This is a genomic window from Streptomyces sp. CNQ085, from assembly GCF_022614595.1.
Classification (GTDB): Bacteria; Actinomycetota; Actinomycetes; order Streptomycetales; family Streptomycetaceae; genus Streptomyces.
The window spans coordinates 1-15,783 of the sequence record NZ_JAJFAU010000097.1 but is presented as its reverse complement, the minus strand read 5'-3'; the positions used below and the strand labels follow the sequence as shown (position 1 = coordinate 15,783).

Below are 15,783 nucleotides of genomic sequence, written 5' to 3'. Positions count from 1 at the left end.
CCCCCCCCCCGCAGGAGTGCGGCACGACTTCGGCACGCTCGACGGCAGCCAGGGAGCCAAGGAGCCACAGGATGACCACACCCCCGACCTCCGGCCCCCACCCACCGCGGGCGGAGGTCCGCGAGACCCACACGGCGGTGCTGTTCTTCCTCGAGGACCGCGTCTACAAGCTCAAGAAACCGGTCGGCCTGGGGTTCGTGGACTTCACCACCCTGGCCGCCCGGCGGCGGGGGTGCGAGCGGGAGATCGAGCTCAACCGCCGTTTCGCACCCGACGTCTACCTGGGGCTCGCGGAGGTCCGCTGCCCCTTCGACCCCCCTTCCGGACAGGAGGAGGCCGACGGGGCCGAGCCGGTCGTGGTGATGCGCCGTATGCCGGCCGAGCGCCGGCTGGCGGCCCTGGCACGCCGGGGCACGGACGTGCGGGGGCCACTGCGGGCCGTGGCACGGCTGCTGGCGGCGCGGCACGCGGACTCCCCGCGCGGTCCGGAGGTGGTGCGCGAGGGCACCCGGGACGCGCTCGCCGAACGCTGGGAGGCGAACTTCGCCGGGTTCCGCGCCCTCGAGGGCGCGGTCGAACTGCCCGAGGGGATGTCCGAGGCCGAGCGGCTGGTGCGCCGCTACCTCGGCGGCCGCGAGGTGCTGTTCGAGACGCGTATCCGCCGCAACCGGGTCGTCGACGGGCACGGCGACCTGCGGGCCGAGGACGTCTTCTGCCTCGACGACGGCCCGCGCGTGCTGGACTGCCTGGAGTTCGACGACCGGCTGCGCCGCGTCGACGGCCTGGACGACGCGGCGTTCCTGGCGATGGACCTGGAGCAGCTGGGCACACCGGAGGGGGCGGCGTTCTTCCTGGCCCGCTACAGCGAGTACTCCGGGGATCCCGCGCCGCCCTCCCTGTGGCACCACTACGTGGCCTACCGCGCCTTCGTCCGCGCCAAGGTCTCCCTCATCCAGGCCGTCCAGGGCGCGCCGGAGGCGCGGGAGGAGGCGCGGGGGCTGATGGCCGCGGCCCTGCGCCATCTGCGCGCCTCCGCAGTGCGTCTGGTCCTGGTCGGCGGACTGCCGGGCCGCGGCAAGTCCACCCTCTCGGGGGCCCTGGCGGACCGGATGGGCGTCACGCTGCTCAGCAGCGACCGCGTCCGCAAGGAGCTGGCGGGCATCCCGGCCGAGCGGCCGGCGCCCGCCCCTTACGGCGAGGGCCTGTACACGCCCGAACGGACACGTGCCGCCTACGCGACCCTGCTGGACCGCGCGGCCTCCCTGCTGTCCTCGGGCGAGTCGGTGGTGCTGGACGCGAGCTGGACGGACCCGGAGCAGCGGGAGGCGGCCCGGCGAACCGCCGAGCGCGCCGGTGCGGAGCTGGTGGCCCTGCACTGCCGGACGCCGGGTGATGTGGCCGCCTCCCGGCTGGCAGGCCGCGAGCCGGGGGTGTCCGACGCCGGGACGGAGGTGGCCGCCGCGATGGCGCGGCGGGAGGCTCCGTGGCCGGAGGCCGTCACCGTGGACACCTCCGGCCCGCTCCGGGGGGCCGCCGACCAGGCGCTGGCGGCCGTGTACCCGTACGGCGCCGGGCCCGCACCGGCCTTCCGCCGCCCCTACATGGAGCCGGGCTGACGGACGGGGCGGCAGACCTCCTCGCGGAGATGCGCCGTGTGGAGGTGCGCCGGGCCGCGCACGGAAGGAGGATGCGGACATGACCGGACAGATGACCGTCCCCGGAGCGCTCACCACGGACCTGTACGAGGTGAGCATGGCCCTGGCCTATCTGCGCGAGGACATGACCGGCGAGGCCGTCTTCAGCCTGTTCGTGCGGAAGCTGCCGCCGCACCGCGGCTTCCTGGTGGCGGCGGGGCTGGAGTCGGCGCTGTCGTACCTGGAAGGGCTGCGGGTGGGCGCGAGCGAGGCCGCCGCCTTCGCCGAGGCGCTGCACCGCCCGGCGGAGGACCTGGAGCCGATGCGGGGGCTGGAGTTCACCGGTGAGGTGCGGGCGGTGCCCGAGGGCCGGATCGTGCTGGCGGGCGAGCCGCTGCTGGAGGTGACCGCGCCGCTGCCGCAGGCGCAGCTGGTGGAGACCTGCCTGCTCAACCAGCTCAGCCACCAGACGGCCGTCGCGTCGAAGGCCGCGCGCTGCGTCCTGGCCGCCGCCGGCCGTCCGGTGGTGGACTTCTCGCTGCGCCGCGCCCACGGGATCGAGGCGGGCTTGCGCATGGCCCGGCTCGGCGCTCTGACAGGTTTCGCCGGAACCAGTGATGTGGCCGCGTCCGCCGCTTACGGCATCCCGGCGGTGGGCACCATGGCGCACTCCTTCGTTGAGGCATACGAGGACGAGGAGGCGGCGTTCCGCGCCTTCGCCCGGGTCCATCCGGGACCAGTGACCTTCCTGGTGGACACCTACGACACCGAGGAGGGCGTGCGGACGGCGGCGCGGGTGCTGCGCGACCTGGGGTACGGGCCCGGCTGCGCCGTCCGGCTCGACAGCGGTGATCTGGGGGAGCTGGCCGTACGCGCGCGGCGGATCCTGGACGGGGCCGGGCTGGAGGAGGTGCGGATCACCGCCAGCGGAGGCCTGGACGAGTACGGCGTCGACCGCCTGGTGCGCTCGGGTGCCCCGATCGACACCTACGCCGTGGGCACCCGTGTCGGGGTCTCGGCCGACGCCCCCTATCTGGACTCCGCCTACAAGCTGGTGTCCTACGGGGGACGGCCGGTGATGAAACTGTCGGCGGCCAAGGTGACCGCCCCGGGGGCCAAGCAGGTCTTCCGCGGCCCGGGCTTCGCCGATGTCGTCGGACTGCGGGACGAGGCTCCGCCGCCCGGCGCCGAACCGCTGCTGGAGACGGTGATGACCGGCGGCCGTCGTGTCGCGGCCCCCTCAGCCCTGACGGCCGTCCGCGAGCGGTTCGAGGCCGACCTGGCCCGGTTGCCCGATGAGGCGCGGCGTGTGGTGGATCCGGTACCGCCGGAGCCCGTCGCCTCCGAGGCCCTGTCACGTCTGACCGCCGAGGTGCGCTCCCGTATCGAGGAACGGGTGTTCGCCGGCCGCGGGGCGGGGGGCTGACCCGCGGAGACCGCCGGCCGGCGGCACCCCTCTCAAGGGCCCCGGGCGGCGACCGGGCGACCGCCCGGGGCCCTTGAGAGGGGTGCCGCCGCTGGGTCTGTCAAACGATCGGCTCTATCCGGATCTGTTCCGCAAGTCGTGGGACCGTGCGATCCTGCGGCTGGGAATCCGGGAATACGATCCACACGACCTGCGGCACAAGTGAGCCACCGTGACCCTGAGTAGCGGCGTTCCCCTCCACGAGGTGTCGCGGTGGACGGGGCACGCCTCCATCAGGGTCACGGCGGACCGCTACGGCCACCTCACCGCCGACGGCGGCGAGCGCTGCCGGCAGGTGCTCGGGGCCGTCTTCGGCGGCGCCGGGTCAGCGGATGCCGAGCGCGCGCAGGGCGCGGTGCTGACTCGGTGCCGGCTCTGCCGGGAAGAGGATGTAGCAGATGCCTCCCGTGCCGCTTCTGACCTGACCGTTGGCGTTGTAGCGCTTGGTGCGCAGCCAGATGTTCTCGAACTGCCGGCGTTTGTAGACGCGGCGGACGGCCTCGTTGCTGTCACTGGCCGGGTCGTTGGCGATGACGTCGCCGTCCTCGGTGAAGCCGATGACGGTCATCAGGTGGCCCGCGGTGCCGTAGCCCGCGCCGTCGAGTTCGGACTCCAGGAAGGACTGGGAGGTGATCAGGGGGATGCCTGCGCGGATCAGGCACTCGGCGTCCGCGAGGGAGTCCAGGCGGGTCACGATGCCCTGCATGTCGCGGTAGGTGGCCGCGTAGGCGGTGTTGAACGGCCAGTTGCCGCAGCCGGAGTACTGGTAGTCGTAGGTGAAGCGGGCGGCGTGGCAGACCTGGGGGTCGGCGTACCCGGGGTCGACCCAGGACAGGTCCTCGGCGGTGGGCCCGCGACCCCAGTACTCGATGATCATCTGCGAGGAGGTGGGGCTGCACCACGCCTCGCCGCCGTTGTCGTACTCCGGGTACTGGCCGATGTGGGTGTTCTGCGAGTAGCGCGGGACGTCCAGCTCGACGCCCGCGGCCGCGCCCGGCGCGGAGGCCGGGACCTCGAAGCGGTCGGGGACGTCGGAGCCCATGGCGCCCAGGCGCCGGACCACGGGAGCGGTGTCGGCGCCAGGGGCGCGGTGGAGGGTGGCGCGCAGCCGGTAGGAGGCCAGGCGCAGGCCGGTGGAGGTGTCGTCGACGGAGAAGGTGTCGGTCCAGATGCTGGATCTGCCGTCGCCCTGGCCGTCCACGGAGGTGCGGCGGATGTCCTCGTCGCCGGCGGCCCAGACGCCCAGGGTGTACCAGGGGGTGTCGGCCCCGTCGGTGTAGGTACCCCGCATCTCGATCCGGATCCAGGTGCCGGCCGGGGTGTGGGCGTTCCAGGAGGCGACGAGTTCGCTCGCGGGCACCGGCAGGCGGTGGACGGGGGAGGTCCAGACGGCGTACTCCCAGGCGGCGGTGCGCCGGGTGTGCGGGTCGGTGTAGTCGGCGGTGCCCGCGGGGGTGGCGATGGTGATGCCGGGGTGGTGGCCGGCCGCCACGCGGGTGCCCCGCCCGGTGCCGGAGCGCCAGTCGGCGGTGGAGGACCAGCCGTGGTAGTCAACCGTGGAGCCGTTCCGCCTCGGGCCGCCGCGGCCCGTTCCGGGTGCGGAGGGGGTGGTAGGGGCGGCCGGAAGGGGGGAGGCGGCGGCCGGGGAGAGAGCGGTCCGGGAAGCGACGGCGGCTGCGGTGGCAACGGCGGCGGCGAGTACGGTGCGGCGGGTGGCCGGTCTGCTGTCGGTCATGGCGGTGGGTACCCCGGTCCTTCCGTGAGTCGGTGCGCGCGTGGTGTCGCGCGTGGGTGCTGCGCCGGTACGGCGGTGGCGACGGTGGTGCCGCGGACGCACCGCGGAGTGTCCACATCTTCCCGCCGCCCGATCCCCGGGGCCAGTGCTGCGGGCTTCCGTGCACCCGGGAGCATTGGTCCCGGCCAGTGGCGCCACCCGGCCGGCCGTAGGCTGGGGCGGTGACCTCCCGTACCCGCTCCGGCCCGTCCGGCCCGGCCCGTCCGGCCGGTCTCGCCCGGTGGCTGCGTGCCCTGCCGCCGTCGTGCGGGCCGGTGCGGCTGGTGGCGGTGGACGGGCACGCGGGCTCCGGCAAGAGCACGCTGGCCGGGCTCCTCGCGGCGGAGCTGGGCGGGGCGCCAGTACTCCACCTGGATGACCTGGCGAGCCACGATGCCCTGTTCGAGTGGACGGCCCGTTTTCTGGAGCAGGTGGCCGCCCCCCTCTCGCGCGGTGAGCCGGCCCGGTACGGGGTGTACGACTGGGAGCGCCGGGTGTTCGACGGGGAGCGCACGCTGCCGCCCGCGCCGGTGGTGCTGGTGGAGGGGGTCGGCGCGGGCCGCCGCACCCTGCGCCCCCGTCTGGCCTGTGTCGTATGGCTGGACGTGCCACGCGAGGAGGCGTGGGCCCGGGGGCGGCGCAGGGACGGGCCGGGGCTCGCGGACTTCTGGAACGGGTGGGAGCGCGCGGAGGAACGGCACTTCACCGCCGATCCCACCCTCCTCCACGCCGATATCCTGGTAAGGCCGCGCGCACAGGGATACCTGGTGCTTCCGGGGCCGCGAGGGGAGGCGGAGAAATCCCCCGAGGAACACGGTGGGTGACATGGCATCAGCAGTACGAGCTTCCGCCGGGACGGGTCGCATGTTCCGTCCCGCACCGGCTTGACCGCCCCCGGGTCCTGGTTCTACGTTCTCCCTGAACGGCCTGACGGGCTGTTCACCACACGAAGCCCCCGGTTGTTCCCCCGTGATCGGGGGCTTCGTCCTGTCCGGACGCCGTCCCGGACCTTCCGTCACCGTCCGTCACCGGGTGGCCGCCGTCGGCCCGTGGCTCCTCCCCGCCCCCCTCCGGCCTGCCCGTAGGCCGTCTACGGCCGGAACCGCGGCGCGGGTACCATGCCAAAGGCCGTGGACAGCCGGGGCTCCTGCCCCGCTGCCTGTGTCAACTCCCTTCAGCAGCATGTTCGTTGAGCGCCGTCGAGAACCACCGCCGCCGTCGGGCGACCACCCGGCGCATACCTTCGGGGGACGTTTCGTGGGGGACGTGAGGGACTACGGCACGCGGGACGTCCACGGTTCGCAGGCCCCCGCCGATCTCGCCTGGCTGCGCGGTGTCGACGCGTACACCGTGGGCTCCTACACCCACGCCGAGGAGGAGTTCCGCGCCGCCGTGCGCATCGACCCGGGTATGGCCGACGCCTGGCTGGGACTGCACGCCCTGCGGGCGGACACCGCCACCGCGCTGCTGCGGATGCACGAGCACCGACACCGCTTCGGCGAGCAGCGCGCCCGGCACGGCCGCGCCCTCAACTCCTGGTACTGGCTGGGCTGGTGGGTGCAGCCGGTGCTGGAGACCGAACGCGACCTGCTGCTGGCACACGCCTCGCACTGGCTGGACGGCCGGAGTGTGGCCGATCTGGACCGGGCGCTGGCCGGGTGCCCGCCGGTGGAGGCCGACCCCCAGGTGCGGTTCCTGCACGCCTGCCGCGCCTACCTGGCCAAGGACTGGGAACTGCTGGTGCGGCACACCGAGCCGCTGGTGGGCGATCCGCTGATGGGCGTCGAGGCGAGCCTGTTCGCGGGCATGGCCCGGGTGCGGCTGGAGATGTACGGGCAGGCCGAGCCGCTGCTGGCCGCCGCCCTGATGCGCTGCCGCAGCGAGCAGCCGCAGCGCAAGGAGCTGCGCTACTGGCTGGCCCGGGCGCGGGAGGGGACCGGGCGCAGCGCGGCGGCGCTGCCGCTGTACCGGGCGGTGTACCGGGTGGACCCGGCGTTCATGGACACCGCCGCCCGGCTCACCGCCATCGCCGAGGGCGACGGACTGGACGACGCTCCGCCGACACCGGCGGCGGCCACGACGGCCGGGGACGGCGCCGGCGGGCCGGGCGGCCCTCCGGCCGACGGGGGGTGGTCGGCCGACAGTGTGTATCTCGCCGACCCGGCCGCCGGGAGCCCGCGCTCCGCCGGCACGGATGGTGGCGGGGCCGGCGGTACGGCCGCCGGCGCGGGCGGGCCCGTGCCGGCGGAGGCGGACTGGGCGCGGGAGCGATCCTCCGGCGGCCGGGGGACGGCCGGGCGCTTCCCGGCGGGGCCGGCCGATCCGGTGCTGCTGGCCCGCGCGATGGAGGAGCTGGAGCGTATGGTCGGTCTGGAGCCGGTCAAGCGCCAGGTGCGGGCGCTGTCGGCGCAGCTGCACATGGCGCGGCTCCGTGCCGAACAGGGGTTGCCCGTCCAGCCGCCCAAGCGGCACTTCCTCTTCTCCGGCCCCTCGGGGACGGGCAAGACGACGGTGGCGCGGATCCTGGGGCAGGTGTTCTGCGCGCTGGGCCTGCTGGGCGGCGACCACCTGGTGGAGGCGCAGCGCTCCGATCTGGTGGGCGAGTACCTCGGCCAGACGGCGGTCAAGGCGAACGAGCTGATCGACTCCGCGCTGGGCGGGGTGCTCTTCGTGGACGAGGCGTACAGCCTGTCCAACACCGGTCACGGCATGGGCGACGCGTACGGCGATGAGGCGCTCCAGGTGCTGCTCAAGCGCGCCGAGGACAACCGGGACCGGCTGGTGGTGATCCTGGCGGGCTACCCGGAGGGCATGGACCGGCTGCTGGCCGCCAATCCGGGCCTGGGCTCGCGCTTCACCACCCGGGTGGACTTCCCCAGCTACCGCCCGCCGGAGCTGACGGCGATCGGGGAGGCGCTGGCGGCCGGCAACGGCGACGCGTGGGACGAGGAGGCGCTGGAGGAGCTGCGCAGCATCAGCGGTCACGTGGTGGGCCAGGGGTGGATCGACGAGCTGGGCAACGGCCGCTTCCTGCGCACCCTGTACGAGAAGTCCTGCGCCTACCGCGATCTGCGGCTTTCGGAGTGCCCGGGCACGCCTTCACGGCAGGAGCTGGTGACGCTGCGGCTGCCGGACCTGATACAGGCCTACGGTGAGGTGCTGTCCGGGCGCGGCCCCGAGGAGCCGCGGCGCGAACCTCCGTCGTTCACCTGACCACCGCTTTGAAGCGGAGCGATGGTCAGCGGGAGGACGACCCCGGCCCCGTGCCGTGGTGTTCGGCCAGTGCGCGCAGCGCCTTCGCGTCCCGGACGGCCTGCTGTTTCGCGATGCCGGGCTGGATGCCCATGGCGGGCAGGCTGGTGCCGTCGGCGAGATCGAGCAGGACCCAGGGGTCGCCGGAGCGGAGGTTCACCCTGACGATCTCCGCCCACTCCAGGCGGCGGACGGTGGTGAGGTTGACGACCGTGACGCCACTCTCCTCGGCGATCACCCTCGGGCGGCTGAGCAGGGCGAGGACGCCGAGGAAGAGCAGGCCGGTGAGGACGAAGGAGGCCCGCTCCCCGGGTCCGATCTCCAGCATCATCGCGACCGTGGTGAGGGTGGCCAGGATCGCGGCGCCGACCGACAGCAGGACGGCGCGGGTGCGGGCGGGCCGGAAGGTCACCGGCAGTTCGGGACCGGGGCCGGGGTCTGCGCCGGGCTGGGGGGCGGGGGCGGGCACGTGCGTCGCTCTCCGGTGGGTCGGCGGGTCGGATGCTTCGGCGGGCCGGTGCTCGGGCTGGCCGGTGCGGGCCGGCGGCCTCAGAGGCGGCAGGCGTGGATGCCGGTGGTGAGGATCGCCCGGGCACCCAGATCGTACAGGTCGTCCATGATCCGCTGGGCGTCCCTGGCGGGCACCATGGAGCGCACCGCGACCCAGCCCTCGTGGTGCAGCGGCGAGATGGTGGGCGACTCCAGTCCCGGGGTGAGGGCCACGGCCCGCTCCACCCTCTCGGCCCGGATGTCGTAGTCCATCATCACGTAGCGCCGGGCCACCAGGACGCCCTGCATACGGCGGAGGAACTGCCGCACCTTGGGGTCGTCGGCGGGGGCCCCGGTGCGCCGGATGACGACGGCCTCGGACTCCAGGATGGGTTCGCCGATGATGTCCAGTCCGGCGTTGCGCAGCGTGGTGCCGGTCTCGACGACATCGGCGATGATCTCGGCGACGCCGAGCTGGATGGCCGTCTCCACCGCGCCGTCCAGGCGGACGACGGATGCGTCCACCCCGTTGTCGGCCAGGTGCTTGGCGACCAGGCCGGGGAAGGAGGTGGCGATGGTCATGCCGCCGAAGTCGCCGACGCCGCCCGCCGTGCCGGGGCGGGTGGCGTAGCGGAAGGTGGAGGCCGCGAAACCGAGCTGGAGGATCTCCTCGGCGGCGGCTCCGGAGTCCAGCAGCAGGTCGCGGCCGGTGATGCCGATGTCGAGCTTGCCGGAGCCCACGTAGACGGCGATGTCACGGGGGCGGAGGAAGAAGAACTCGACCTCGTTCTCGCCGTCCACCAGGACCAGTTCACGGCGGTCCTTGCGCTGCTTGTAGCCGGCCTCATGGAGCATCGCCGACGCAGGCTCGGACAGTGAACCCTTGTTGGGGACGGCGATGCGCAGCATGGGTGGTCTTCCTTCGCTTCTTCGGGCCGGTGCGGGCGGCGCGGAGTGGGTCGTGGCGTGCGGGTGAGGGGCGCGGTCGGCGGAACGGCGCCGGGGATCCGGGGCGGTCCGGCCTACAGATGAGCGTATACGTCGTCGAGGCCGATACCCCGGGCGACCATCATCACCTGAAGGTGGTACAGCAGTTGGGAGATCTCCTCGGCGGTACGCTCCGCTCCCTCGTGCTCCGCGGCCATCCACACCTCGGCGGCCTCCTCGACGACCTTCTTGCCGATGGTGTGGACGCCCGCGGCCACCAGTTCGGCGGTGCGGGAGGTGGCGGGGTCGCCGGTGGCGGCCTTCTGTCGGAGCTCACCGAAGAGCTCCTCGAATGTCTTGTTCGCCATGGTGCCCCCTACCCTACGCCGGTCGCGGCCCCGTTCACCGCCAGGGTTCCGCGACGGTGCGCAGGACGGCGGCCGTGGCGACGGCGGCGGTGACCGCCTCGTGCCCCTTGTCCTCGCCGGAGCCCTCCAGCCCGGCGCGGTCCAGGGCCTGCTCCTCGGTGTCGCAGGTCAGCACGCCGAAGCCGACGGGCACGCCGGTCTCCACGGAGACCCGGGTGAGGCCGGCGGTGACGCCCTGGCAGACGTAGTCGAAGTGCGGGGTGCCGCCGCGGATGACGACACCGAGCGCGACGACCGCGTCGTAGCCGCGGGCGGCCAGCACCCTGGCGGCGACGGGCAGCTCGAAGCTGCCGGGGACGCGCAGCACGGTGGGCTCGTGGATGCCCAGCTCGCCCAGGGCGCGCAGCGCGCCGTCGAGCAGGCCGCCCATCACCTTCTCGTGCCACTGCGCGGCGATCACGGCCACGCGCAGATCGCCGCAGTTCTTGACGGTCAGTTCGGGGACGCCCTTACCGCTCACGTTGCTCCTCGTCGACGGGTCGTTCGGTGGGTGTACGGGTGGGGATGCAGGGGTGGGGTGTCCGGCGGAGCCGGTGTCACCGGCCGCTGCGGACGGGCACGGCTCCCCCGTCCAGCCAGGGCAGGTCGTGCCCCATCCGGTCCCGCTTGGTGCGCAGGTAGCGCAAGTTGTGCTCGCCCGCCTGGACGGGCACCGGCTCGCGGCCGGTGACGCGCAGACCGTACCGGGCGAGGGCGCCGGTCTTGTCGGGGTTGTTGGTCATCAGCCGCAGGGAGCGCACACCGAGGTCGGTGAGCATCCGCGCGGCGGCGGCGTAGTCGCGGGCGTCGGCGGGCAGGCCGAGTTCCAGGTTGGCGTCGAGGGTGTCGCGGCCCGCCTCCTGGAGCTGGTAGGCGCGCAGTTTGGACAGCAGGCCGATGCCCCGGCCCTCGTGCCCGCGCAGGTAGATCACTACGCCGCGGCCCTCGGCGGCCACGCGGCGCAGGGAGTCCTCCAGTTGGGGTCCGCAGTCGCAGCGCAGCGAGCCGAACACGTCGCCTGTCAGGCATTCGGAGTGCACTCGGACCAGTACGTCCTCGGCTCCCTCGACGTCCCCGGCGACCAGGGCGATGTGCTCGACGCCGTCGGCCGCGGAGCGGTAGCCGTGGGCGCGGAAGTCGCCGTGGGCGGTGGGCAGGGAGGTGACGGCCTCGCGGCGGACGGCGGGAACGTCCGGGCCGGGGGTGGCGGGGGCGGCCTGCGCGCGGGAGCGGCGGTGGGCGATCAGCGCCTCGATGGAGACGATCGCCAGTCCGTGCTTGCGGGCGAAGGGCACCAGCTCGGGCAGTCGCAGCATGGTGCCGTCCTCGCCGGCGATCTCCACGATGGCGGCGGCGGGACGCAGTCCGGCCAGGCGGGCGAGGTCGACTCCGGCCTCGGTGTGGCCGGGGCGCTCCAGCACGCCGCCGGGGCGGGCGCGCAGCGGGAAGACGTGGCCGGGGCGCACGAGGTCGCCGGCCTCGCATGCCGGGTCGGCCAGCAGCCGGATGGTGGTGGCGCGGTCGGCGGCGGAGATACCGGTGGTAACGCCGTGGGCGGCGGAGGCGTCCACGGAGACGGTGAAGGCGGTGCCCATCGACTCGGTGTTGTCCCCGACCATCTGAGGCAGTTCCAGCCGCTCCAGCTCGCCGGCCTCCATCGGCGTGCAGATCAGGCCCCGGCACTCGCTCATCATGAAGGCGACGACCTTCGGCGTTATCAGCTCGGCCGCGACGACGAGGTCGCCCTCGTTCTCGCGGTCCTCGTCGTCGACGACGACCACCGGGCGTCCGGCGGCGATGTCGGCGATCGCGCGCTCGACCGGGTCCAGCGCCAGGGTCTCGCCAGCCGCACCGCCGAACGCGTCGGCCCCTGCGGTGAGGGTGGTGGAACCGGCGGGGTACGGGTTCCGGGTGTGCAGCATGGTCATGCCGAAGCTCCTTCCAGAGTCGGGGCGTTCGCCGCCTCCGCACGGGAGCGCAGCCACCAGTCGCGCAGACCCCACAGGACGAGGACGAAGTAGATGACGTAGACCAGGCCGGAGAAGGCGAGGCCGCTGCCGAAGGCGAGCGGGACGCCGACCAGGTCCACCAGCAGCCAGGCGAACCAGAACTCCACCCAGCCGCGGGCCTGGGCGAACATCGCCGCCAGGGTGCCGACGAAGATGTAGGCGTCGGCCCACGGGCTCCAGGACAACTGCGGGTAGAGCATGAACAGCCCGCCGACCGTGAGGGTGCCGACGGCCGTCCCGGCCAGCAGCCGGCCGCGTTCGCGCCAGGTGGCGAACCGCACGGTGATCCTGCCGTCGGCCTTGTCGCCCGCGCCGCCACCCGTCCCGTCGCCGGAGGGCCGCCCGGCAGCCGCGCTCCCGCGGTCCTCCCCCTGCGCGGGGGCGCCGCGCCGCCACTGGCGCCAGCCCCACACAGCGACGCCGATGACCAGCAGTTGCTTGCCGACGCCGCCTGTGAGCTGGGCGGACGTGTAGGCGGCGACCAGGATGAGTCCGGCCAGGAACTGCGCGGGCCAGGTCCAGATGGAGCGGCGCCAGCCGAGGGCGAGGGCGATCAGGCCCATGACATTACCGACCATGTCGGACCACTTCACGCTCTGGCCGAACGCTTCGAAGGCGGTCCCGTTGAGTGTTCCGTCGAGCCACCCCAGCACGCTCATCGGACGACCTCGGCAGCCTCGGCGGCCTTGGTGACCTCGCCGTGCTCGGCCGTCCCGGCGGCAGCGGCGGCGCGGTGGCCGAGCAGCCGCTCTACGTACTTGGCCAGGACGTCAACCTCCAGGTTGACCGGGTCCCCGACGCCCTTCACGCCCAGGGTGGTCAGGGCGAGGGTGGCGGGGATGAGGCTGACGGTGAAGTCCGCCTCGCCCGCCTCGACGACGGTGAGGCTGACACCGTCCACGGTGATCGAGCCCTTCTCCACGATGTAGCGGGTGAGCCCGCCCGGGGCGGCGATCCTGACGATCTCCCAGTTCTCGCCGGGCACTCGCTCGGTGATGGTCCCGGTGCCGTCCACGTGGCCCTGGACGATATGGCCGCCCAGCCGTCCGCCCAGCGCCATGGGCCGCTCCAGGTTGACGCGGTCGCCGGCCGCCAGGGCGCCGAGAGCGGAGCGCTTGAGGGTCTCGGCCATGACATCGGCGGTGAACTCCCCGTCGGCGGTGTCCACGACGGTCAGGCAGACGCCGTTGACCGCGATGGAGTCGCCGTGCTTCACCCCTTCCGTCACCAGGGGGCCCCGCAGCCGGAAGCGGCCGGACTCGGCCGGCTCCTCGACCGCGACGACCTCGCCCAGCTCTTCGACGATTCCGGTGAACACTCAGGACTCCTTGGGGTCGTGGACGGCGGAGACGGATGCGGTGGGCACGGCGGGTACCGCGGGCGCGGCGTCGATGCGCAGGTCCGGCCCGATTCGCTCGACCGCGGTCACCGCCAGCCGCAACGCGTCGGCGACGGTGGCGATTCCGGCGTCGGCGAGGGCGGCGGGCCCGGCGCCGAGGAGGGCCGGGGCGAGATAGGCGGTGACCCGGTCCACCGCCCGGGCGGCGACGAAGGCCCCGGCCAGGGTGGCGCCGCCCTCCAGCAGCACCGACCGCACGCCGCGGTCGTGGAGGGCGGCGAGCAGCGCGGGGACGTCCAGGCCGCCGCCGGGGCGGCCGGCGCGCGGCAGCCGCAGCACCTCGGCGTGCCCGGCGAGGTGGGCGGTGGCGGCCTCCGGCAGGTCGTCGGCGACGGCGACCAGGGTGGGGGCCTCACCGTCCAGGACGCGGGCGCCGGGACGGACGGCACGGGCCTCGGTGTCGGCGACGACGCGCAGCGGCTGGACGGCGCCGGGGACGCCGCGCACCGCGAGGTGGGGGTCGTCGGCGCGGGCGGTGCCGGAGCCGACGAGCACGGCGTCGGCCTCGGCACGCAGCCGGTGGACGTCGGCGCGGGCGGTGCCGGAGGTGATCCAGCGGCTGGTGCCGTCGGCGGCGGCGGTACGGCCGTCGAGGGTGGCGGCGTACTTCCAGCGCACGTACGGGCGGCCCAGGCGCACCGAGGTCAGCCAGGGGGCGTTGACCTCGGCGGCCTCCTCGGCCAGGAGGCCGCCCTCGGTGTCGATTCCGGCGGCGGCCAGGGTGTCCGCGCCGCCCCGGGCGGCGACGGTGGGGTCGGCGACGGCGTAGAGCACCCGGGTGACGCCGGCGTCGATCAGGGCGCGGCTGCACGGGCCGGTGCGGCCGGTGTGATCGCAGGGCTCCAGGGTGACGACGGCGGTGCCGCCGCGGGCCGCCTCCCCGGCCTCGGCGAGGGCGTGGACCTCGGCGTGGGGGCCCCCGGCGCGCCGGTGCCAGCCCTCGCCGGCGATGTGCCCGGCGGCGTCGAGGACGACGCAGCCGACGACGGGGTTGGGGCTGGTGGAGCCGAGGCCCCGGACGGAGAGGGCGACGGCGCGGCGCATGGCGTCGCGTTCGCGCTCCCGCGCGGTGGGCGCTGCGGCTTCGGTGGCCACCGGGTCCTCCTGCCTCTTCGGGCACGGACTCCGGGGCGGTGCGGGGAACGAACGGTCCGCGGGGTGGACGGGACGCCGGGCGGCGGGCCGGATCTCCGGGCCGGCAGAGCACCCGTGGATCCGCCTACGGCGGCGTACCGGCCGTCTCGCGGCCCGCCGCGCACTGCCTCCCATCCGGACTTTAACCGTCGGTCCAGGAATTACACCTGGTCAACCGGCCGCTGGCAGCGGCCGGGTCGCGGACTGTAACCGCCGGTTCGGACTTTCACCGACCCCGGAGTGCGCTTGACGTTGGTACGCGACCAGTGTGCCACGTCCGGTTGGATCGGCACCAGAGAGGGCCTGTGGAGCGGCTCACAGCACTGAACGGAGAACTGATCCAGACCTGTTGGTCTGTTGGTCTGGTCCTCTTGGTGTCTGCGGCGCCTCCGAGGGACCGGCCCCGGGCGTGCGCACGCCCGGGCCCGAGGCACCGTCCGTCCCGGGGCGTACCGGTCCGTCCGCCCGATCCGCCCCGGTGCACGGGACCTCTGCGCAGAACTCCCCACCCGACCCCTCACCGCGTCGGAAGGTCCACGCATGTCGTCCAGCGTGTCCGTCCCCGCCCTCCGCGGCAGGCCTCCCCCGCGCCCGTACGCGCGCCGGGGCGGTGGGCGACCCTTCCGGGCGGCACGGAGTTCCGGTTCGGCTACGCCACCTCGGCGCCGGTCGCGTCGGTCGAGCTCGACTTCGTGTACTACCTGCCGGTGTCCACGCCGTCGAACCGGACGGTGTCCTTCGGCGTCCTTCGGCGGCAAGACGTACGGGCTGGCCGGGGACCTGGCACGCGGCGTGACGGCGGCGGCACCACGACAGGCGGCACCACCGGCGGCACACAGTGCGCCGCGCCCGCCTGAAGCCGGGCGACCGCCCATCCCTGGTGGACGCAGGGCGAGCATCCCGGTACCACCGGCGAATGGGGTGTCCGGCAGGACCTGGGCCCCCGCTGACCGGGGCTTCACTCCGGTGAACCGCTCCCGCCGGGCCGCGTCCAGGGCCGTCACCAGCCCCCCGCCGAGCACCGGGCTCCCCTCGACCGTGCCGCACAGCACCTCGGTGGCCAGCGGGGACATTCCGGCCAGACGGCCGCCCACCCGTTCCGCGAGCGGCTGCCCCCCGGCCCGCCCCACCTCGCCGCCGAGCACCACACAGCCGGGGTCGAGCACCGAGGCGACGGCCGCGGCGCCCACGGCGATCCGTTCGGCCAGCGCGTCCAGGAACGCCTCGGCGCCGGCCCCCGGCGGGCCGGCCACCGCAGCAGGTGGCGCGGCACTGCGTACCGCGGTCCTACGA

13 protein-coding genes, 1 pseudogene and 1 riboswitch are annotated in these 15,783 nt (G+C 74.3%); of the genes and pseudogenes, 4 read left to right on the top strand and 10 right to left on the bottom strand.

From position 1 onward, the window contains the following. The first annotated feature begins 71 nt into the window (after positions 1–71). Positions 72–1,616, top strand: coding sequence for a bifunctional aminoglycoside phosphotransferase/ATP-binding protein (locus tag LJ221_RS16430; RefSeq protein WP_241717481.1), 1,545 nt, complete (start codon positions 72–74; stop codon positions 1,614–1,616). Between the two features lie 79 nt (positions 1,617–1,695). Beyond that, on the top strand, positions 1,696–3,060 hold the full coding sequence (locus LJ221_RS16425; RefSeq protein WP_241717480.1) for a nicotinate phosphoribosyltransferase: 1,365 nt from the start codon (positions 1,696–1,698) through the stop codon (positions 3,058–3,060). Between the two features lie 364 nt (positions 3,061–3,424). Here the strand turns inward: LJ221_RS16425 and LJ221_RS16420 are convergent, their stop codons facing one another. Then, positions 3,425–4,834, bottom strand: a complete 1,410-nt coding sequence (locus LJ221_RS16420) for a peptidase C39 family protein (RefSeq protein ID WP_241717479.1) — start codon at positions 4,832–4,834, stop codon at positions 3,425–3,427. A 284-nt stretch (positions 4,835–5,118) separates the two neighbouring features. Between LJ221_RS16420 and LJ221_RS16415 the strand changes: the two genes are divergently transcribed. Next, the gene (locus LJ221_RS16415) at positions 5,119–5,697 is read left to right on the top strand and encodes a uridine kinase (protein WP_241717486.1); all 579 of its coding nucleotides are present in this window, start codon (positions 5,119–5,121) and stop codon (positions 5,695–5,697) included. A 433-nt stretch (positions 5,698–6,130) separates the two neighbouring features. Continuing rightward, a complete protein-coding gene (locus LJ221_RS16410; protein ID WP_241717478.1) occupies positions 6,131–8,086 on the top strand; it encodes an AAA family ATPase in 1,956 nt (651 codons plus the stop codon). A gap of 25 nt (positions 8,087–8,111) precedes the next feature. On the opposite strand, the gene LJ221_RS16405 is transcribed toward LJ221_RS16410, so the two are convergent. The 9 genes and pseudogenes from LJ221_RS16405 to LJ221_RS16360 form a co-directional block, all read right to left on the bottom strand. After that, positions 8,112–8,594 (bottom strand): PH domain-containing protein, encoded by a 483-nt coding sequence (locus tag LJ221_RS16405; protein ID WP_241717477.1) that lies wholly within the window; start codon positions 8,592–8,594, stop codon positions 8,112–8,114. Positions 8,595–8,674: 80 nt separating this feature from the next. Beyond that, positions 8,675–9,523 (bottom strand): ATP phosphoribosyltransferase, encoded by an 849-nt coding sequence (hisG, locus tag LJ221_RS16400; protein WP_241717476.1) that lies wholly within the window; start codon positions 9,521–9,523, stop codon positions 8,675–8,677. Positions 9,524–9,636: 113 nt separating this feature from the next. Then, entirely contained in the window at positions 9,637–9,909 is a 273-nt protein-coding gene (locus LJ221_RS16395) for a phosphoribosyl-ATP diphosphatase (protein ID WP_241717475.1), read from the bottom strand. Positions 9,910–9,943: 34 nt separating this feature from the next. Continuing rightward, on the bottom strand, positions 9,944–10,429 hold the full coding sequence (gene ribH, locus LJ221_RS16390) for a 6,7-dimethyl-8-ribityllumazine synthase (RefSeq protein WP_241717474.1): 486 nt from the start codon (positions 10,427–10,429) through the stop codon (positions 9,944–9,946). Between the two features lie 76 nt (positions 10,430–10,505). Beyond that, a complete protein-coding gene (locus LJ221_RS16385; protein ID WP_374228479.1) occupies positions 10,506–11,870 on the bottom strand; it encodes a bifunctional 3,4-dihydroxy-2-butanone-4-phosphate synthase/GTP cyclohydrolase II in 1,365 nt (454 codons plus the stop codon). A 2-nt stretch (positions 11,871–11,872) separates the two neighbouring features. Beyond that, positions 11,873–12,616: a nicotinamide mononucleotide transporter family protein gene (locus tag LJ221_RS16380; RefSeq protein WP_241717472.1), complete on the bottom strand. Its 744-nt coding sequence runs from the start codon at positions 12,614–12,616 to the stop codon at positions 11,873–11,875. Further along, complete coding sequence (locus LJ221_RS16375; RefSeq protein WP_241717471.1) at positions 12,613–13,275, bottom strand: riboflavin synthase; 663 nt, start codon at positions 13,273–13,275, stop codon at positions 12,613–12,615. The genes LJ221_RS16380 and LJ221_RS16375 overlap by 4 nt, the downstream gene beginning before the upstream one ends. Then, entirely contained in the window at positions 13,276–14,400 is a 1,125-nt protein-coding gene (ribD, locus tag LJ221_RS16370; protein WP_241717485.1) for a bifunctional diaminohydroxyphosphoribosylaminopyrimidine deaminase/5-amino-6-(5-phosphoribosylamino)uracil reductase RibD, read from the bottom strand. It abuts the gene before it with no gap. A gap of 207 nt (positions 14,401–14,607) precedes the next feature. Next, a riboswitch (FMN riboswitch) is annotated at positions 14,608–14,738 on the bottom strand. A 717-nt stretch (positions 14,739–15,455) separates the two neighbouring features. Then, a pseudogene (locus LJ221_RS16360) lies at positions 15,456–15,783 on the bottom strand (ROK family transcriptional regulator); the annotation flags it as partial.